Annotated in this window: 20 protein-coding genes; 4 read left to right on the top strand and 16 right to left on the bottom strand. The window is 67.1% G+C overall.

What is annotated here, in order from left to right; all coding sequences use genetic code 11:
• Window positions 1-38: 38 nt before the first annotated feature.
• The 8 genes from AB0M22_RS36585 to clpS all read right to left on the bottom strand — a co-directional run bounded on the left by AB0M22_RS36585 (window position 39) and on the right by clpS (window position 5,581).
• Entirely contained in the window at window positions 39-803 is a 765-nt protein-coding gene (locus tag AB0M22_RS36585) for a cyclic nucleotide-degrading phosphodiesterase (RefSeq protein ID WP_364736718.1), read from the bottom strand.
• Window positions 804-872: 69 nt separating this feature from the next.
• Window positions 873-1,496, bottom strand: coding sequence for a rhomboid family intramembrane serine protease (locus AB0M22_RS36580; protein WP_364737123.1), 624 nt, complete (start codon window positions 1,494-1,496; stop codon window positions 873-875).
• 202 nt (window positions 1,497-1,698) lie between these two features.
• Window positions 1,699-2,661 (bottom strand): cysteine synthase, encoded by a 963-nt coding sequence (locus tag AB0M22_RS36575; protein WP_364736716.1) that lies wholly within the window; start codon window positions 2,659-2,661, stop codon window positions 1,699-1,701.
• Window positions 2,662-2,668: 7 nt separating this feature from the next.
• On the bottom strand, window positions 2,669-2,941 hold the full coding sequence (locus AB0M22_RS36570; protein ID WP_150403636.1) for a MoaD/ThiS family protein: 273 nt from the start codon (window positions 2,939-2,941) through the stop codon (window positions 2,669-2,671).
• 33 nt (window positions 2,942-2,974) lie between these two features.
• The gene (locus AB0M22_RS36565; protein WP_150403637.1) at window positions 2,975-3,397 is read right to left on the bottom strand and encodes a M67 family metallopeptidase; all 423 of its coding nucleotides are present in this window, start codon (window positions 3,395-3,397) and stop codon (window positions 2,975-2,977) included.
• Window positions 3,398-3,497: 100 nt separating this feature from the next.
• A complete protein-coding gene (locus AB0M22_RS36560; RefSeq protein ID WP_364736714.1) occupies window positions 3,498-4,562 on the bottom strand; it encodes a P1 family peptidase in 1,065 nt (354 codons plus the stop codon).
• A 76-nt stretch (window positions 4,563-4,638) separates the two neighbouring features.
• Window positions 4,639-5,208: a DUF2017 domain-containing protein gene (locus tag AB0M22_RS36555; protein ID WP_364736712.1), complete on the bottom strand. Its 570-nt coding sequence runs from the start codon at window positions 5,206-5,208 to the stop codon at window positions 4,639-4,641.
• Window positions 5,209-5,230: 22 nt separating this feature from the next.
• Window positions 5,231-5,581 (bottom strand): ATP-dependent Clp protease adapter ClpS, encoded by a 351-nt coding sequence (gene clpS, locus AB0M22_RS36550; protein WP_364736710.1) that lies wholly within the window; start codon window positions 5,579-5,581, stop codon window positions 5,231-5,233.
• A gap of 161 nt (window positions 5,582-5,742) precedes the next feature.
• Here clpS and AB0M22_RS36545 point away from each other — a divergent pair, with 161 nt between their 5' ends.
• On the top strand, window positions 5,743-7,098 hold the full coding sequence (locus AB0M22_RS36545) for a nicotinate phosphoribosyltransferase (protein ID WP_364736708.1): 1,356 nt from the start codon (window positions 5,743-5,745) through the stop codon (window positions 7,096-7,098).
• Between the two features lie 4 nt (window positions 7,099-7,102).
• Here the strand turns inward: AB0M22_RS36545 and AB0M22_RS36540 are convergent, their stop codons facing one another.
• Window positions 7,103-7,288 carry a hypothetical protein gene (locus AB0M22_RS36540; protein ID WP_364736706.1) on the bottom strand — a complete coding sequence of 62 codons (186 nt, stop codon included), beginning with the start codon at window positions 7,286-7,288 and terminating at the stop codon, window positions 7,103-7,105.
• Window positions 7,289-7,468: 180 nt separating this feature from the next.
• On the opposite strand from AB0M22_RS36540, the gene AB0M22_RS36535 reads away from it, so the two are divergent.
• From AB0M22_RS36535 to AB0M22_RS36525, 3 genes are all read left to right on the top strand, one after another.
• Complete coding sequence (locus AB0M22_RS36535; protein ID WP_364736704.1) at window positions 7,469-8,035, top strand: isochorismatase family protein; 567 nt, start codon at window positions 7,469-7,471, stop codon at window positions 8,033-8,035.
• Between the two features lie 55 nt (window positions 8,036-8,090).
• A complete protein-coding gene (locus AB0M22_RS36530) occupies window positions 8,091-10,133 on the top strand; it encodes an ATP-dependent DNA helicase (protein WP_364736702.1) in 2,043 nt (680 codons plus the stop codon).
• A 175-nt stretch (window positions 10,134-10,308) separates the two neighbouring features.
• Window positions 10,309-11,004 carry a methyltransferase domain-containing protein gene (locus AB0M22_RS36525; RefSeq protein WP_364736700.1) on the top strand — a complete coding sequence of 232 codons (696 nt, stop codon included), beginning with the start codon at window positions 10,309-10,311 and terminating at the stop codon, window positions 11,002-11,004.
• Here AB0M22_RS36525 and AB0M22_RS36520 read toward each other — a convergent pair whose 3' ends face one another.
• The 7 genes from AB0M22_RS36520 to AB0M22_RS36490 all read right to left on the bottom strand — a co-directional run bounded on the left by AB0M22_RS36520 (window position 11,005) and on the right by AB0M22_RS36490 (window position 17,175).
• Window positions 11,005-11,772 carry an ESX secretion-associated protein EspG gene (locus AB0M22_RS36520; protein WP_364736698.1) on the bottom strand — a complete coding sequence of 256 codons (768 nt, stop codon included), beginning with the start codon at window positions 11,770-11,772 and terminating at the stop codon, window positions 11,005-11,007.
• Window positions 11,769-13,112 (bottom strand): hypothetical protein, encoded by a 1,344-nt coding sequence (locus tag AB0M22_RS36515; RefSeq protein WP_364736696.1) that lies wholly within the window; start codon window positions 13,110-13,112, stop codon window positions 11,769-11,771. The genes AB0M22_RS36520 and AB0M22_RS36515 overlap by 4 nt, the downstream gene beginning before the upstream one ends.
• An 11-nt stretch (window positions 13,113-13,123) precedes the next feature.
• On the bottom strand, window positions 13,124-13,534 hold the full coding sequence (locus AB0M22_RS36510; protein WP_364736694.1) for a hypothetical protein: 411 nt from the start codon (window positions 13,532-13,534) through the stop codon (window positions 13,124-13,126).
• A 78-nt stretch (window positions 13,535-13,612) separates the two neighbouring features.
• Window positions 13,613-14,131: a DUF3558 domain-containing protein gene (locus AB0M22_RS36505; protein ID WP_364737122.1), complete on the bottom strand. Its 519-nt coding sequence runs from the start codon at window positions 14,129-14,131 to the stop codon at window positions 13,613-13,615.
• Between the two features lie 475 nt (window positions 14,132-14,606).
• Window positions 14,607-15,002, bottom strand: a complete 396-nt coding sequence (locus tag AB0M22_RS36500; protein WP_364736693.1) for a Rid family hydrolase — start codon at window positions 15,000-15,002, stop codon at window positions 14,607-14,609.
• 122 nt (window positions 15,003-15,124) lie between these two features.
• Complete coding sequence (locus AB0M22_RS36495) at window positions 15,125-15,664, bottom strand: DoxX family protein (protein WP_364736691.1); 540 nt, start codon at window positions 15,662-15,664, stop codon at window positions 15,125-15,127.
• Window positions 15,665-15,813: 149 nt separating this feature from the next.
• Window positions 15,814-17,175 carry an NCS2 family permease gene (locus AB0M22_RS36490; RefSeq protein WP_364736689.1) on the bottom strand — a complete coding sequence of 454 codons (1,362 nt, stop codon included), beginning with the start codon at window positions 17,173-17,175 and terminating at the stop codon, window positions 15,814-15,816.
• Between the last annotated feature and the right edge of the window lie 56 nt (window positions 17,176-17,231).

Raw genomic sequence — 17,231 nt, 5'->3', positions numbered from 1 at the left:
GCCTAGGGGATGGCAGTCGAGGTCAGCCGGGCACCCGGTCAGAGATCGAAGGTCTCGCCCGGGGCGACGGCGTGCACGGGTCCGGAGAACTGCGCCTTCGCCTCGGCGATGACGTCCTCGCGGGAGGTCCACGGCGGGATGTGGGTGAGCAGCAGCTCCTTCACGCCCGCCCGTGCCGCGATCTGGCCGGCCTCGGTGCCCGAAAGATGAATGCCGGGCGGCCGATTCGCCGGATCGTGGGTCCAGGACGCCTCGGCCATCAGGATGTCGGCGCCCTGCGCGAGCTCGTTGACCGAGTCGCACATCGCGGTGTCGCCGGTGTAGACGAAGGTGCGTCCGGCGGCCGTGACGATGCGCAGGCCGTAGGACTCCGGCGGGTGGAACATCCGGCGCGCGGACACGGTGTGCCCGGGTCCGAATTCGATCTCCTCGCCGACCGTCCACGGCCGGTGATCGATCACATCGGACCAGTCGTCGCATTCGCCGCCGACCTCGGCCGAGGCGTTGCCGATGCGCAGCGCGCTGTCCGACGGACCGCGCACGATGGCCCGGCCGACCGGCGGGGTCGGGTGATAGCGCCGCCAGACCAGCAGGCCCGGCAGATCCAGGCAGTGGTCGGCGTGCAGGTGGGTGAGGAAGATGTCGACCTCACCGGGATCGGCGTAGCGCTGCAACGCGCCCAGCACGCCGGGGCCGAAATCGATCACCACGGGCGTCATATCCGGCCCGGTCAGCAGATAGCCCGACGCTGGGGAGTCCGGGCCGGACACGCTGCCCGAGCACCCGAGGACGGTGAGGCGCATTCCCCCATGCTGCCACGACGAATTCTCACTCAAGAACCGATCCCCCACATTCCGTTCCGAGCCGCAGAATCACCGTGGCGACGCAATGATTCCAGCCTGATTCCCGCGACGATTTCGGCGTGCATCACCAGAGAGTACCCAGCCCGCGAGCAGTCCACCCATCGCCCCGAAAAGATGGCCCTGCCAAGAGATTCCAGCTTGCCCGGGTAATACACCCCACAATACAGAGCCGTAAACGGCCAATACGACGAGTCCTAGGATGATCTGACCGATGTTGCGGGCGAACCAGCCGCGCGAGATCAGGAAGGTCAACCAGCCGAAGACCAGGACCGATGCGCCGAGGTGCACGCTGCCGGAGCCGCCGGTCAGCCAGGTGCCGATGCCGGCCACGACCCAGATGATCGCGGTGGCGGCCAGGCCGCGGCCGATGCCCGCGAGCAGCGCGAGAAAGCCGAGGACCAGGACCGGAACGGTGTTGCCGAGCAGATGCGGCCAGCCGTGATGCAGGAGCGGGGCGAACAGGATGCCCCAGAGTCCGTCGGCGGATCGAGGGTGGATGCCCGCATTGTCGAGTTGGTTGTCGTCGAGGGTGTCGACGCCTTCGATGCCATAGAGCAGCACCACGAAACCCGCGATGAGCACGCCCGCGCGCAACCACAATTGCCGGACGACGGCGAAATTGTCCGACTTCATCGGAGCATTCGCCGCGGTCCGCGGCGCCGACGCACCCGGATTCCCCAACCGGGCCCGGATCGCCGCGATCCGATCGGGGTCGAATGACGAACCGATTCCCGAACCGCCGGTCATCGCAGCCTCCTCGTCGAGCTGGCGGACGACTCAGGTGCGAGCCGTCATCCCGCTATTTCGAGGGTACCGGCGTAGACAAGGACGAGCGCTATGCCCAGAGCTGCCCGTCGAGCCGTTCCTCGGCCTCTTCCAGGGTTCCGTCGTACGCACCGGTCGACAGGTACTTCCAGCCGCCGTCGGCAACCACGAACGCGATGTCGGCGCGCTTGCCCGCCTTGGCCACCTTGCGGGCGACGCCGAGCGCCGCGTGCAGGATCGCGCCGGTCGAGATGCCCGCGAAGATGCCCTCCTCGGAGACCAGCTCGCGGGTGCGCTTGACCGCGTCGAACGGGCCGACGGAGAAGCGGGTGGTCAGCACCGACTCGTCGTACAACTCGGGGATGAAGCCCTCATCGATATTGCGCAGGCCGTAGACCAGCTCGCCGTAGCGCGGTTCGGCCGCGACGATCTCGATGTTCGGCACCTGCTCGCGCAGGAAACGCCCGGTGCCCATGAGTGTTCCGGTGGTGCCGAGGCCCGCGACGAAATGCGTGATCTCCGGCAGGTCGGCCAGGATCTCCGGGCCGGTGGTCTCGTAATGCGCCAGCGCATTCGCGGGATTGCCGTACTGGTACAGCATCACCCAGTCCGGGTTCTCCTCGGCGATCTTCTTCGCCAGCGCCACCGCCTGATTCGACCCACCGGCGGCCGGCGAATCGATGATCTGCGCGCCGAACATGGTGAGCAGCTGCCGCCGCTCCACCGAGGTGTTCTCCGGCATCACGCAGACCAGCCGGTAGCCCTTGAGCTTGGCGGCCATGGCCAGCGAGATGCCGGTGTTGCCGCTGGTCGGTTCCAGGATGGTGCAGCCGAGGGTGAGCAGACCGTCGGCCTCGGCCTGTTCGATCATGCGCAGCGCCGGACGGTCCTTGATCGAACCGGTCGGGTTGCGATCCTCCAGCTTGGCCCACAGCCGCACGTGGTTCTCCCCGTCCCACTGCGGGGACAGGGTGCGCAGGCCGACCAGCGGGGTGTCGCCGAGGGTCGCGATCAGCGATTCATAACGCGCCACGGGTCGGTCAGCCGCCGGCGACGGCGGGCAGGATGGTGACGCTCGCGTCGGCGGGCACCTCGGCCTCGAGGCCGCCGGAGAAGCGCACGTCCTCGTCATCGACGTAGATGTTGACATAGCGGTTCAGCTTGCCGTCCTTGAGCAGCCGCTCGGCCAGGCCGGGGTGGTTCGCGTCGAGGTCGGTGATCAGCGCGCTGAGCGTGGCGCCCTGCGCCTGCACGCGCTTCTCCCCTCCGGTGAGGCCACGCATGATGGTCGGGATGGACACGGTTACCGGCATGAGAACTCCTCGGTTTCACGAACAAGCATCGGTTCAGGCGGTTTCGTACGCGTCGACGATCTGCACCGGTTCCTCGGTGACCTCGCCGTCGACGATCCGGTAGCTGCGCAGCTCGTGCTGCTCGGGGTCGCGGGTGGAGATCAGCACATAGTGCGCGAACGGCTCGGACGCGTAGGACACATCGGTGCGACTCGGGTACGCCTCGGTGGCGGTGTGCGAGTGGTAGATCACCACCGGCGTCTCGTCCGCGTCGTCCATGGCGCGCCAAACCTTGAGCTGTTCCCCGGAATCGAAACGGTAGAAGGTGGGCGAGCGCTCGGCGTTGACCATGGCGATGAAGCGCTCCGGCCGATCCGAATCCTCCGGTCCGGCGATGACGCCGCACGCCTCGTCGGGGTGATCGGCACGCGCGTGCGCCACCATCGCCTCCACGAGGTCGGCCCTGATCACCAGCACGAGTCAAACCTTTCCGCAGTGCCGACCTGTCGCTGTCGACAACGAGCCAGAATATTCGGCTATTCCCCGAGCGCTTCGGCTGGTCCTGTGTTCTCCGCGGCTAACCGGGAAATAGGGCGCTGTACGCAGGGACTTCCCCGACCGACACGGCGGACAGGATCGCGTCGACGATCGCGCGTTCCACGCAGAGCGCCGCGGCGGTGCCGAGCAGATCGACCATCAGGATGTCCGGCGGGAACGCGGGCGGCAGCTCGAACGTCGCGGCCGGCGGCTGCCAGGTGCCGGTCGAGAGGGCGAAGAACGCGTCGCCGTCGAACGGTCCGTGCGCCGGGCGGATCGCGCGGGCGAGTCCGTCGTGGGCGGTCATGGCCAGCCGCTGACAGCCGATCGGGTCCAGCGGCGCGTCCGTGGCCACCACGCCGATGGTCGTGTTGAGCCGCATGCTCTTCGCGGGCAGCGCGTTCGCGTGCGCCAGCTGTTCGGCGGTCGGCGGCCGCAAGCCGAAGTGCTCCGGCCCATCGGTGCCGACGCCCCAGGGCAGCCCGGTGCGCGGATCGAAGACCGAGCCCGCCGCGTTCGCCACGACCAGCGCGGACACCGTGGCCCCGGCCGCGAGCCCGTCGCCGAGCACCACGCTCGCGGTGCCGACGCCGCCCTTGATCGAACCGGCGCGCGCGCCCACGCCGCCGCCGACCACGCCGCGCTCGAAGTCGAGCGACGCGGCGGCCGCGGCCTGGTAGCCGAACTCGGCGGTGGGCCGAATGTCCCACGCGCCCAATGGAAGGTCGTAGATCACCGCGCCCGGCACGATCGGCACCACCCGGCTCGGATCGGTCGGGTCCATCGGGATGCCCTCGCTGCGCTCCTCGAGCCAGCGCATCACCCCGTCGGCCGCCGCGAGACCGTAGGCGCTGCCGCCGGTGAGCACGATCGCGTTGGCCCGGCGCATGGTGCGGGCCAGGTCGAGCACGTCGGTTTCCCGGGTGCCCGGGCCGCCGCCGCGCACGTCGACCGCGGCGGTCGCGCCGCCCGGCGCGTAGATCACCGTGGTTCCGGTCGCCGCGCCGGAACCGAGCGTCGCGTCCGGGTCGAGCGCGGTGTGATGCCCGACCAGCAGGCCGGATACATCGGTGAGCGAATTACGTTGCCCGGCTTGCACTTGCACAGTTGCTCCTGCCTCTCGGTCGCGGCGCGATTCGATCTGCCCGCATACAGGTTCTGTTCTACCCCGGTTCGCGGGATCAGGGAGCGAGGGCTTGCAGGAGGGAGTCCTGCATCCAGGTGAGCCAGTGGTAGACGTCCAGGTGCGGCGCCCGCGGGTCGTCCGGGCCGAGATGGTCGGGGGTGTCCGCGTCGATGCCGAGCACGGTGCCCAAGGCCAGCCGGACGTCGGTGAGCGCGGTCAGCCAGGCGTCGGCCTGCTCGGGGGTGAGCACGATCTTGCCGCCGGAGGTCGGCACGGTGTCCAGGATGACGCTGCCCGCGGCCAGTTTGGCGTCGATGATCTCCGGCTCGTGCAGCCCGCGCAGCGCGCTGTTGAGATCGGCGCGGTCGGCGTCGGGGGAACCGGGTTCGCTGCGATGGAAGTCCGGCAGCAGCCGGCGCAGTCGCGGATCGTCGGGCGCGAGGGTGTTTCCGGTGCGCAACCCGGTCAGCGCGGCCAGGTCGTCCTCGGGCGCCGCCTCGGCGCGTTCGGTGAGCAATCCGGAGACCGCACCGACCAGCGAGCGCAGCACGTTGGCCTCACGTGCGTCCATCTCGGATCGCAGTTTGAGGCCGCTCAGCGAGTTCTTCCTGCTCCACTTCCGCACGGCGTCAGGGTAGTCGTCCTGATCAGTTGTCCCGCTGCATGGTCGCCCAGAGTCCTGCGGCGTGCAGCCGCTGGACGTCATGTTCCATCTTGTCCCGCGAACCCGACGAGACCACCGCTTTGCCCTCGTTGTGCACGCAGAGCATCAGCTCGTTCGCCTTCTCTTTGCTGTAGCCGAACAGCTTCTGGAAGATATATGCGACGTAGTGCATGAGATTGACCGGGTCGTCCCAGACCACAGTGACCCACGGGCGATCTTCCGCCTCCAAGATCTCGGTGTATTCGACCGCCTCGGGGGTCGCCTGTGCCGCTGACAGTGTCGCGTCCACGGCGTCCACCACGACGCCACCTCGGACTGTGTTGCACAAGGCCATGACGTCAAGGGTACGACTCGACTCCGATTGAGCAACACCCCACTGAGCTCTGTTTCGAGCATTTCCCGACTCGCTGACCGGGCACCCGCCTATCATGCCGTCGCACAAATTCACGGACTTGCGCGAGCTGAAACCCGACCGTCCTGTCTACAGTTGGCAGCGTGGACATCCGCGACGGCGTCACCAGCACCGCACTGCTGACGGACCAGTACGAACTGACCATGCTGGCCGCCGCGCTGGCCGACGAATCCGCGCATCGCCGATGCACCTTCGAGGTCTTCGCCCGCCGCCTGCCGCACGGACGCCGCTACGGCGTGGTCGCGGGCACCGGGCGGCTGCTCGACGCGCTGGAGCGGTTCCAGTTCGGCGAGGCGGAGCTGGAAGTGATCGCACACTTTCTGCCCGCGCAGACGGTGGATTGGCTGCGCGAGTACCGGTTCACCGGTGACATCGACGGCTACGCCGAGGGCGAGTTGTATTTCCCCGGCTCCCCCATTCTTTCGGTGCGCGGCAGCTTCGCCGAGTGCGTCGTGCTGGAGACGCTGGCGCTGTCGATCCTCAATCACGACAGTGCGATCGCCTCGGCCGCCGCGCGGATGGTCAGCGCGTCGGGCGGTCGGCGGATGATCGAGATGGGGTCGCGGCGTACCCACGAATTGGCCGCGCCGGACAGCTCGCGGGCCGCCTATCTGGCGGGCTTCGACGCCACCTCGAATCTGGAGGCGGTGCGTCGCTACGGCGTGCCGGGCGCGGGTACCAGTGCGCACGCGTTCACCCTGTTGCATACGGGGTCGGCAGTCGGCGAAGCCGACGGGGTGGGTAAACACAGCGGTTCCGACGGGGAGCACGAGGCGGCGGCGTTCCGCAGTCAGGTCGCGGCGCTCGGCATCGGCACCACGTTGCTGGTGGACACCTACGACATCACCCGCGGCGTGGCCACGGCGATCGAGGTGGCCGGGCCGGAACTCGGCGGGGTGCGCATCGATTCCGGCGATCTGGGCGTGCTGGCCAGGCAGGTGCGGGATCAGCTGGACGGGCTCGGCGCGACCAAGACGCGCATCGTGGTGTCCGGGGATCTCGACGAATACGCCATCGCCGCGCTGCGGGCCGAGCCGGTCGATGTGTACGGCGTCGGCACCTCGCTGGTGACCGGATCGGGCGCGCCGACCGCCGGCATGGTCTACAAACTGGTCGAGGTCGAGGGCGTGCCGGTGGCCAAGCGCAGCAGCCACAAGGAGTCGCGTGGCGGGACGAAGAAGGCGATCCGGTTGTCCCGGCAGACCGGCACGATCGTCGAGGAGATCGTCTACCAGGCGGCCGGGCCCGCACCCGCGGTGAACGGGTTCGAGGCACGCGAGCTGCTGGTTCCGCTGGTGCGCGGCGGCAAGCTCGTCGACGACCTGCCGACGCTCTCGGACAGCCGCGACCACGTGGCGAGCGGGCTGATCAGCCTGCCGTGGGAGGGGTTGAAGCTGTCCGCCGGCGAACCCGCCGTGCCCACCACATTCGTGAGCTGAGCGCTCAGCGCCTGGCCAGCCGGAGCAGCAACAGCAGGCCCGCCGCGAACAACATCGCGAACAACACGCCGCTGACGGCGAAGCGGACCCAGTCGGCTTCGCTTTCCGGGCGGTTGCCGAGCAGGACGGTGGTCGCGAGATAGGCGATGGTGCAGATGAGGACGCTGGTCGAGAGTCTGGTGCGTGTCATGGATGCTCCGTGCGGTCAGTCGAGGTGTTGGCCCGGAAAATAGGGGCACCAAGTAATCCGCGGGCGGGTTTGCGATGTTTACAGGGCGGACAAGGCTTTACGGCAAGCCCCCTGTTTCGTCGCCCGGGCCGGGCGGCACAATGCACTACGGGTAGTCAGTTCACACCGCGGGAGGTCATGATGACCCGAGCCCTGATCGTCGTCGACGTGCAGAACGATTTCTGCGAGGGTGGGTCGCTCGCCGTCGCGGGTGGCGCCGCGGTCGCGTCCCGGATCAGCGAGCACATCGCGGCGTCGGACTACGGCGCGATCGTCGCGACCCGCGACTATCACATCGATCCCGGTGATCACTTCTCCACGCAGCCCGATTACGTCGACTCATGGCCGCCGCACTGCCGCGTCGGCACTCCGGGTGCGGAATTCCATCCGAATCTGGACACCTCGCCGGTGCAGGAAATCTTCTCCAAGGGCGCGTATTCCGCCGCCTACTCCGGTTTCGAGGGCGCGGCCGAGGACGGCACCACGCTCGCCGACTGGCTGCGCGGCCATGGCATCGAGGCCGTCGATGTCGTCGGTATCGCCACCGACCACTGTGTCCGCGCGACCGCGCTGGACGCCCGGATCGAGGGCTTCGACACCCGCGTCCTGCTCGACCTGACCGCCGGGGTCGGCGGCGACACCACCGACGCCGCGCTGGACCGCATGCGCGCCGCGGGCGTCGACCTCGAAGGAAGCGTTTCCAGGTAGGCAGATCGGCGCAACGCCCGCCATCGGTGTCGGTCCCGGGCAGTAGGCTGCTCGGGTGCCCGAACTCCCCGCCGTCCCCGAACTTTTGGCCACTGCCGTGCAGGCGCTCGGCGGGAAAGAGCGCGTCGGGCAGGTGACCATGGCGACTGCGGTGGACCACGCGATCGACACCAAGGAGCACCTAGCGGTGCAGGCCGGCACCGGCACCGGCAAGTCGCTGGCCTACCTGGTGCCCAGCCTGCGGCACGCGGTGCGGACCGGGCGCACCGTGGTGGTGTCGACCGCGACCATCGCGCTGCAACGTCAGCTGGTCGACCGGGATCTGCCGCGGCTGTCCGAGGCGCTGAGCAAGCCGCTCGGGCGGGCGGCGAAGTTCGCGATCCTCAAGGGGCGCAACAACTACCTGTGCCTGAACAAGATCAACAGCGTGATTCCGGAGGAGCCGGAGGCCGAGCTGTTCGACGCGTTCGCCATCTCCCGGCTCGGCCGCGAGGTGCAGCGGCTCAACGAGTGGGTCTCCGACACCGAGACCGGCGACCGGGACGAGGTCGTGCCCGGCGTCACCGACCGCGCCTGGAAACAGGTCAGCGTGTCCTCGCGCGAGTGCCTCGGCAAGTCGCGCTGCCCGTTCGGTCAGGACTGCTTCGCCGAGAAGGCACGGACCGAATCCGCGCAGGCGGACGTGGTGGTGACCAACCACGCGCTGCTGGCCATCGACGCGATCAGCGGCATCCAGGTGCTGCCCGAACACGACGTGGTGGTGATCGACGAGGCGCACGAACTGGTCGACCGGGTGACCGGCGTGGCCACCGCCGACCTGGCCTCGTCCGCGATCACCGCGGCCGCGCGCCGCTGCACCAAGCTGATCGACGAAAAGGAGGTCGACCGCCTCGAGGGCGCGGCCGAGGCGTGGCACGACGTCCTGGAGGAGCTGCCCGCCGCCCGCTGGGAGCGGCTGCCCGACGGTGTCGCCCCGGTGCTGGCCCTCGTCCGCGACGCCGCCTGGAACGCCCGCACCGCGCTCGCGCCGCAGGGCGGCACCACCCAGCAGGGTGACGTCGAGACCGCCGCCGCGCGCACCCAGGCCTTGGCCGCGATCGACGAGATCCACGACAGTGCCGTGCGCGCGCTCACCGCGTTCGACGAGCCGGATCCGGCGAAACGCCACGACGTCATCTGGTTGTCCGCCGAGGAGATGCGCGGCGTCGCCCGGCGGTCGTTGCGGATGGCGCCGCTGTCGGTCGGTGGGTTGTTGCGCAGCAGGCTGTTCGGCACCGCGACCGTGGTACTCACCTCGGCGACGCTGCAAATCGGCGGCTCGTTCGACGGGCTCGCGATCACCTGGGGTCTGCCCGCGCAGTCGTCGAACCAAGTCGATCCCGGCATGGCCAACGGCGCCGAGGCGCCCGGCGACGCGGACAAGGTGCGCTGGAGTTCGCTCGACGTCGGGTCACCGTTCGACCACGCCAAGTCCGGCATCCTCTACGTCGCCAAGCATCTGCCCGCGCCGGGTCGCGACGGCCTCGCCCCCGCCTACCTGGACGAGATCGAGCGGCTGATCAAGGCCGCCGGCGGGCGCACGCTCGGGCTGTTCTCCTCGATGCGCGCGGCCAAGGCGGCGACCGAGGCGTTGCGCGAACGGCTGGACACGCCCGTGCTGTGCCAGGGCGACGATTCGACCGGCGCGCTGGTCCGCAAGTTCGCCGACGATCCGGAGACCTCGCTGTTCGGCACGCTGTCGCTGTGGCAGGGCGTGGACGTGCCCGGCCCGTCGCTGAGTCTGGTGATCCTGGACCGGATTCCGTTCCCCCGCCCCGACGATCCGCTGCTCACCGCGCGCCAGCGCGCGGTCGAGTCGCGCGGCGGCAACGGGTTCATGGCGATCGCGGCCAATCACGCGGCGCTGCTGCTCGCCCAGGGCACCGGCCGGTTGCTGCGCAGCGTGGACGACCGCGGCGTGGTCGCCATCCTCGACTCCCGGCTGGCCACCGCCCGCTACGGCGGATACCTGCGCGCCTCGCTGCCGCCGTACTGGGAGACGTCCAACCCCGAGGTTGTCGTGAAAGCACTGAAACGACTCACCGAAAACGCGGTGTGAAACAGCGCACATTGGCGCGCATATGCTTCCGGACAGAAGTAAATTAAGGGTGGTACTTCGGTGAACCCCAATTCCCACACCGAATGTATCGGCGGTCCCCGCGCCAAGCCCTGCACGCGGCGCGGGGACACCACAAATTCCTCCGCGCGCGGTCCGCGCATGAGACCGTTTCCAGATGAAGCACCCTTCCGACAGTGATGTCCTAGGCGAATTCCTGGTCAGCTCAAGATCATTGGCCGAGTATCGCGCGCTATTCGCCCTCTCCGACGCCGATCTGCACGGCCGAATTCTCGACTGCCCCGGCGGCGCAGCGAGTTTCACGGCCGAGGCGAGCGCACTCGGCGCCCACGTCACCGCCACCGATCCGATTTACCGTCGCCCACCCGATGACCTGCGCAAACTCGCGATCGCCGAGACCGATCGCGGAAGCGACTGGGCCACCGCGCATTCGGACAGATACCGGTGGGATTGGTACGGCGGCCCGCGTCAGCACCGCGAGATGCGCCATGCCGCGGCCCGCCGATTCGGCGACGATCTCACCGCCAATCCTGGACGGTATGTCGCCGCCGAACTGCCGTCGCTCCCCTTCCCCGACGACAGTTTCGACCTGGCGCTCAGCTCCCACCTGCTGTTCACCTACGCCGACCGGCTCGACGCCGACTTCCACCTCGCCGCGCTATTGGAGCTGGCGCGCGTCTGCGCGGGCGAGATCCGTGCCTATCCGTTGGTCGACCACCTCGGAAATGCGCAGGACGACCTGGTCGCTTATCTCCGAAAAGAATTGGAAGACAAAGGTATTCGCACCGGCCTCCGAGAGATCAGTTACGAATTCCATCACGGGGCGAATACCGTGCTGGTGTTACGTCCCTGATCACCAGCTGTGCGCCACCGCGCGGTAGGTGGTTTCGATGAGCGAGCGCAGTTGCCGCTGGATCTCGTCCACCGGGCCGGGTGCCAGGGTGAACTCGTCGTCGCCGTGGTTGTGCAGCAGGTAGCGGCCGTCGGCGGGCAGGTAGTCCATCCAGTGGAAGCCGCGGCCGTCGGTGGTCGGCCTGCTGTCGATCGCGCCGCCGGCGAACACGCCGACCTCGCCCAGCCCGGAGCGCGGGCGGCGGACGATGCGGTTGAGTTGCTCGGTGTGCGAGAGGCGCGTCGGATGCTTGGCGTACTCGACCCTGGTCAGATCCGAGCGGCGGCCGCTGATCGCCGGGTATTTACCCGGCGCGCAATTCGGCAGCTGCGCGGCGATCTGCGCGGGCAACGCCTGCGGCGGGCAGCGGGTGAGCAGGATATCGCGCCCGTATTCCTGTGTCGGGCCGGGCAATTGGACGGCGACCGTCGCGGAGCGTCCGGTCATGCCCGCGTGCACGCGCACCACCTGATTGAAATCGCGGCCGAAGAAGCCGTGCACCTCGACGCGAACTTGCGGTTCCAGCAACACATTCAGCGCATTGAACAAATCCGGGCTCGCGAAACCCGCTAGCTGCTGCTTCGCATTCGCGCGCAGCCGCTGATAATCCTCGTAGGCTTCGACGCCTTCGATCGTGTAGCGCAACGGATAAGGCAGACGGTCCCGGCCGAGCGCCTCCAGCGCCAGCTCGAACATCAAACCGTCCAGGCGCCAGCGGGATTCGTTCATCCGCCGATGACCCCGCCCGGTGGGAGCGCGGGCGGCTGCGTGCCCAGCAGTTCCGAACCACGGTCGTAGATCAGGTAGTCCGGAGTCTTGTGCTCCCCGTCCTCGTCACCCTTGCCGCGCCCTGCGCCCGCACCCATGCCTGGTGCGCCGGCCGTGCCCGGTTTGCCGGATGATGCGGCGCGGGCGGCCGTTGTCGCGGCCGTGGTCGCCGGGGTTCCGGCCTTGCCGGGGATGCTCTTACCCGGGGCCGGGGTGGTGGAACTCGGGGTGCCCGGGGTGCGTGACGGTGAGCCGGGGAACGTGGTGGTGGGGGTGTTCGTCGGGGTCGACGGCGTCGAGGGTGTCTTCGACTTGGTCGGATCGTCGGTCGGCGTATTCGCCGGCGTGGTCGAGGCAGGCGTCGTGCTCGCCGCCTTCTTGTCCGTGGTGTCGCTCGGATCCGTGCTCGCCGACTGCGTCGACGGATCGACCGTGCTGTCCTGCTTCTTCGGATCGTCCGTGGACTTCTTGTCCGTCGGGTCAGGCGAGCCGGTGGGGTTGTTGCTGTTCGGACTCCCCGGCTGATTCGAATTCGGGTTGTTGTTCGGGCCACCCGGGTTGTTCTTGTCGACCGTGCTGGTCGGCTCGGGGAGGATCGGCGTGATGCCGTCGACCTCGTTGACGCCGGGGCGGTAGTACTCCGTCATCGCGAAGCGCGCGTTGCTTTCGGCTTCTTGGGCGCGAAAGGTCGGCCCCTTGATGACATTCTGGCCAGGCAGCATGTCGATGAGCTTGTCGCCGGTGGTGTAGCTGTCCGGCTTGGGCACAGAGCCTTTGGCTTGAGCCAGGTGGCCTTGCGTCAGATCCAACCCGTGCCCGACCATCTGGAACGAGGCCGCGAGCTTCGTAAAGGTCTTGGCGAACTCGCGGGTGGCGTCGATCGCACCGCTACCCGACTTACCAGTCCAATGCTCGGTTATAGACCTCTCGACACCCTTGGAGTACTCATCGACCGCGGTTCGGCCGTCCTTGGCCAGATTGCGCCAGCCATCGGCCGCGGTGTTGATCGCGTTCGGATCCACGCCTTGAAGCGCGTCGTATATTGCCTGGTGAGACATGGTTTCGAACGGGTCCTGTGCCGTGATAGCCCTACCCGCGAACGTGGCATTGCCATACTCGGACAGCAAACCGGCCCATTCGTTGTTGACGTACCCGCGGTCCTCGTCCCACTTTGTCTTTTCATCGGAGATCTGCCGCTGATCATCGTGCTTGTTCTTGTCGGCCTCGTTCCGCGAGCTGATCACGCTTCCCGTACCGGCCCCCACAACGGTGTTGCCGATCGCCGCCAGCCAGTCATCCATGGACAACCCCATCACGAATCCCCCATGTCCAGCTGAGCAAGTTTGTCGGCGGCGGCCTGGTCGGACTGGGTGAGCTTGCCGATGGCGAGGTTATAGGTTTCGCTCATCAATGTCAGGACTTGAACGCTCTGTTTAAGTCGCTTGACCGCCGAATCGTCGCCGCTGCTCGCCTTACTAGCGAACTTGACTCGCAAGTCCTCTGCTGACGTCAGCGTTCCGAAACCGTTCAGTCGCTTGAGGTTGTCGGCACTGACGATCATGGCGTCGAGCTTGGTCCGCATCTGTTCGGCATGCTGGGCCAAAGCCGCCCCAACTTGCGTGTCCAAACGAAGCTCGCCTCCCTCGGCCTGCTTCTTCAATGCCTGCCATCGGGCTACCGCCGCTTCCATCTGGGCACTTGCGCTCTGCTCAGACTCCGACATCGTCCCTCCTCACCAGAAACAAGTCTCTCCACCGTCGACGGCCGTGGATGTCCAACAACATTCGGCCGAATGTCACATCTATTTCGGCAGGTATGGCTCAAGGTCAGTAGCGTGCTGAACTGCAAGTCCGCAAGGGGGAGCCTCCGGCATCGAAGCCCGCTCGCTATAGCGCCAACCGACACTTACTTCAACGATGCCCTGGGCTGCGGGAAGGCTGACATAGCACCCCAACTTGTCTTCGTCGTCCTTCGTGCGGGACAGCAGGCCAGACCGTGCACCGACTCGTGTATCCCCCAGAACGACTACCTCGCGGTTCTTACGCACGTCGTCCAGCGTGTATGTCATCGACGAGACAGTCACAAAGTAGGGGCCCTCTGTTGAGGTCCATTTGCAAATCCGCGCCACCACCCCACCTGCTGGGGCGTCAGTGACGACCGATTTCGATGCCGGATCTACACGTGTGGCGCGCAGAGGTTCATCTTGCAATTCTGTGCACGGGTTGAAGAGATTCTTCCCGTCGTTGGTTGGTGTCCCAGCCGTCGTCGGGTTCCCGTCCTTCGTAGGCGAGCACCCAGCGACCAACCCGACCACCGCCATCCCGGCCAGGACCGTCCGCACGGCAACCTTCGGCGACACAATGGCGGTTCGCATATCTCTCCTGACTTCGGCCCAGACACCCCGACACAGGATAAGACGCACAAGATCTCCCCCTGGTTCCACTCCAAACTAGAGCAATCCAACTGGATCGTTCCAGTCCGGCGGCAGAATCAGGTGCGCCCACCTCGATCGTTCGGAGAATACGGACCCCTACCGACCACAAGCGACCGGGTACCGACGAACAGCGAGCAACTCGAACACGCTCGTTCGGCAGCTATCCCTCGGCCCCCAAGCCGTGCGCCCGGTCGGCGCGGCAACAGCCGCACCAGTTCTGATTTCCCGCACACCGACTCGCCGCGCAAACACGCGTGCGGATGTCAAAAGTGGTGCGTCTGCGGCGATGGGCCACGCATCCGGCCGCCCGGCCCCGCGCGCCGACTCGACCACGCACGCGGGACCTCGGCGGCCGACCGGATCAACCGCGCACCGCTACCGCATCCACTTCGAACAACATCCCCGGCAACGCAAGCGCCGCAACACCATTCAGCGTCTGCACCGGCGGACGCTCACCCCAGATCTCCCCGATCTTCTTACCGATCACCGCAAGTTTGTCGAGGTCGTGATCGACGATGAACGTACGCAATTGCGCAACATCCGCAAAGTCCAAACCCACTGAGCGCAAAGCAATTCCGAGGTTCGCAAAGGCGTTATCAACCTGAACCGCAAAGTCCGTACTCGTCGTATGCCCCTCCCCATCGGAGTCGTACTGCCCCGCAATCAGCACCAACTCCCCACTCACCCGAGCCACATGGCTGTACCCGAACCCCGTCGGATCGTGCAGCCCCGCCGGATTACTGATCTCGATCCCCATCACCATCTCCTTGTTCCTGAACTCTTCCGCCCAACAACGAGAAGACGACGCAGCTTCCCCGACTGTGACATGACGCGGCGCGGTGACCCGGGTGGGTCACCGCGCCGCGGTCGAGCAGTAGGTCAGAGCACCCACTTGAAGATGAGTGTGATCACCGCGGCGACCACGCCGAGCGCGACGGCCGCCGCACCGATCACGAATCCTTGTCGCTGCCAAGGCCGCCCGTGGTCGAGCGAAAATCGTCCGGCACCGGTGAAGGCGAAACCCGCGCCGACGACGGCGAAGAGCAGCGGGGTTTCCCAGCCTTCTTTGCCGAACAGCCCGGGGGCCCACGTGGCGTTGATCGCATTGATCATGGTGCCCAGCACGATGGCGCCGGCGAGCGGCGTGAGCAGGCCGACCGCGAGAAGGACGCCACCGGCGACTTCGCTCAGCCCGGCCAGGGTGCCGAAGAATTTGCCTGGGTTGTAGCCCATGCCGTCGAATCCGGCGGTGGTGGCGTCCCAGCCGTAGCCCCAGAACCATCCGAAGAGTTTCTGTGCCCCATGCGCGGCCAGTAATGCACCGAAAACGACGCGGATGATCAGGAGTCCGATGTCGGCGGAGACGCCGTCGAGTTCGGTGTTGGCGGTGGCTCGTTCCAGAACAGATTTCGTGGTCATGCTGGTCCTCGTCCCTGCAAGTCAGATTCCAAACAGCTGGTCAATGGCCTCGACGCTGAAGCGGACTGCGGTCCGATTCTCGCACAGGGCACCCTAACTTTCCAAGAGCCGGTCTTTATTCTGATCTACGTTTCGCCTGGGCGCAGGGTTCATTCCGCCAGGAAGAAGAAATATCCGAGGAAGATCACCAACAGCGCCCACATCGCGGGGTGTACTTCCTTGATCCGTCCCTTGGCGACCATCACGATCGGGTAGAACAGCATGCCCATGGCCAGGCCGTTCGCGATCGAGTAGGTCAGCGGCATCATCACGATGGTGATGAACGCGGGTATCGAATACTCGAGCCGATTCCAGTCGATCTCGCCGAGCGACCGCGCCATCAACACGCCGACCACGATCAACGCGGGTGCGGTCACTTCCCCGGAACCGGCGATGACGGCGAAGATCGGATAACAGAACATGGCGACCAGAAACCAGCCCGCGGTGGTCACGGCGGTCAACCCGGTGCGCCCGCCAGCGGACACGCCCGCGGTGGATTCGACGTAGGCGGTGGTGGTCGAGGTGCCGATGACCGCACCCGCCATAGTGCCGACGGAATCGGCGGCCAGCGCGCTCGCGGCCCGCGGCAGCTTGCCGTCCTTGTCGAGCAGACCCGCCTGGTTGGCGACGCCGATCAAAGTGCCGGAGGCGTCGAAGAAGTCGACGAACAGCATGGTCAGAATGACAACGGCCATCTGCCCGGTGAACGCGTCCGGCAGATGGATGACCGCCTGCCCGAACGTATGCTCGAGCCCTTTCGGCGCCGCGACAACCCCGTTCGGCAGATCGACGAGCCCACTGACGATGCCGACCGCGGCGGTGAGCACGATCCCGTACAGCACCGCGCCGTGCCACCCGATGACCAGGAAGACCACGGTCACCACGAGCCCGAACAGCGCGAGCAGGGTGGTGCCCTTGGTGAAGTCGCCCAGCGTGACCAGCGTCGCGTCGCTGTTCACCACGATGCCCGCGTTCTTCAACCCGAGGAACGCCACGAACAACCCGATGCCCGCGCCCACCGCCAGCTTCATCTGCATCGGAATGGCATTGAGAATCCGCTCACGCACCTTGGTGACCGCGAGCAGGAAGAAGATGATCCCGGACAGCAACGTCCCGGACAGCGCGACTTGCCACGGAATGCCCATGCCGAGCACCACCGAATAGGCGAAGAACGCGTTGAGCCCCATGCCGGGCGCGAGCGCGATCGGGTACTTCGCCCACAGCCCCATGACCAGCGTGCCGAACACCGCGGCGACGGCGGTCGCGGTGAACACCGCCTGCATCGGAATGCCCTTGGCGCCGAGCGCGCCCTCGTCGCCGAGCACGGACGGGTTCACGGCGAGCACGTAGGACATGGCCAGGAACGTGACCGTGCCCGCCATCAGCTCGCGTTTCATGGTCGAACCAGTCGCGCTGATGCCGAAGAACGCGTCGACGCGACCTCGGGGCTCGGTCGGTACGGCGGTGGACATGGGCGGTCTCCAGTCGGGGAGTGGTACGGGCGTGCCCAGGCACGTTAGCCGACGAT

The sequence above is a fragment of the Nocardia sp. NPDC051756 genome, assembly GCF_040681495.1.
Lineage (GTDB): Bacteria > Actinomycetota > Actinomycetes > Mycobacteriales > Mycobacteriaceae > Nocardia.
Note: the sequence above shows the minus strand (reverse complement) of the source record. Positions and strands in the feature narration are given on the sequence as shown.

Bases quoted from the DNA above. Each gene is read 5' to 3' on its own strand.
- AB0M22_RS36500 (WP_364736693.1), bottom strand. From the start codon at position 15,002: ATGGGGATCGAGATCAGTAATCCGGCGGGGCTGCACGATCCGACGGGG.
- AB0M22_RS36490 (WP_364736689.1), bottom strand. From the start codon at position 17,175: ATGTCCACCGCCGTACCGACCGAGCCCCGAGGTCGCGTCGACGCGTTC.
- AB0M22_RS36570 (WP_150403636.1), bottom strand. From the start codon at position 2,941: ATGCCGGTAACCGTGTCCATCCCGACCATCATGCGTGGCCTCACCGGA.
- AB0M22_RS36525 (WP_364736700.1), top strand. From the start codon at position 10,309: ATGAAGCACCCTTCCGACAGTGATGTCCTAGGCGAATTCCTGGTCAGC.
- AB0M22_RS36520 (WP_364736698.1), bottom strand. From the start codon at position 11,772: ATGAACGAATCCCGCTGGCGCCTGGACGGTTTGATGTTCGAGCTGGCG.
- AB0M22_RS36515 (WP_364736696.1), bottom strand. From the start codon at position 13,112: ATGGATGACTGGCTGGCGGCGATCGGCAACACCGTTGTGGGGGCCGGT.
- AB0M22_RS36535 (WP_364736704.1), top strand. From the start codon at position 7,469: ATGACCCGAGCCCTGATCGTCGTCGACGTGCAGAACGATTTCTGCGAG.
- AB0M22_RS36495 (WP_364736691.1), bottom strand. From the start codon at position 15,664: ATGACCACGAAATCTGTTCTGGAACGAGCCACCGCCAACACCGAACTC.
- clpS (WP_364736710.1), bottom strand. From the start codon at position 5,581: ATGGCCTTGTGCAACACAGTCCGAGGTGGCGTCGTGGTGGACGCCGTG.
- AB0M22_RS36540 (WP_364736706.1), bottom strand. From the start codon at position 7,288: ATGACACGCACCAGACTCTCGACCAGCGTCCTCATCTGCACCATCGCC.
- AB0M22_RS36580 (WP_364737123.1), bottom strand. From the start codon at position 1,496: ATGAAGTCGGACAATTTCGCCGTCGTCCGGCAATTGTGGTTGCGCGCG.
- AB0M22_RS36585 (WP_364736718.1), bottom strand. From the start codon at position 803: ATGCGCCTCACCGTCCTCGGGTGCTCGGGCAGCGTGTCCGGCCCGGAC.
- AB0M22_RS36510 (WP_364736694.1), bottom strand. From the start codon at position 13,534: ATGTCGGAGTCTGAGCAGAGCGCAAGTGCCCAGATGGAAGCGGCGGTA.
- AB0M22_RS36505 (WP_364737122.1), bottom strand. From the start codon at position 14,131: ATGGCGGTGGTCGGGTTGGTCGCTGGGTGCTCGCCTACGAAGGACGGG.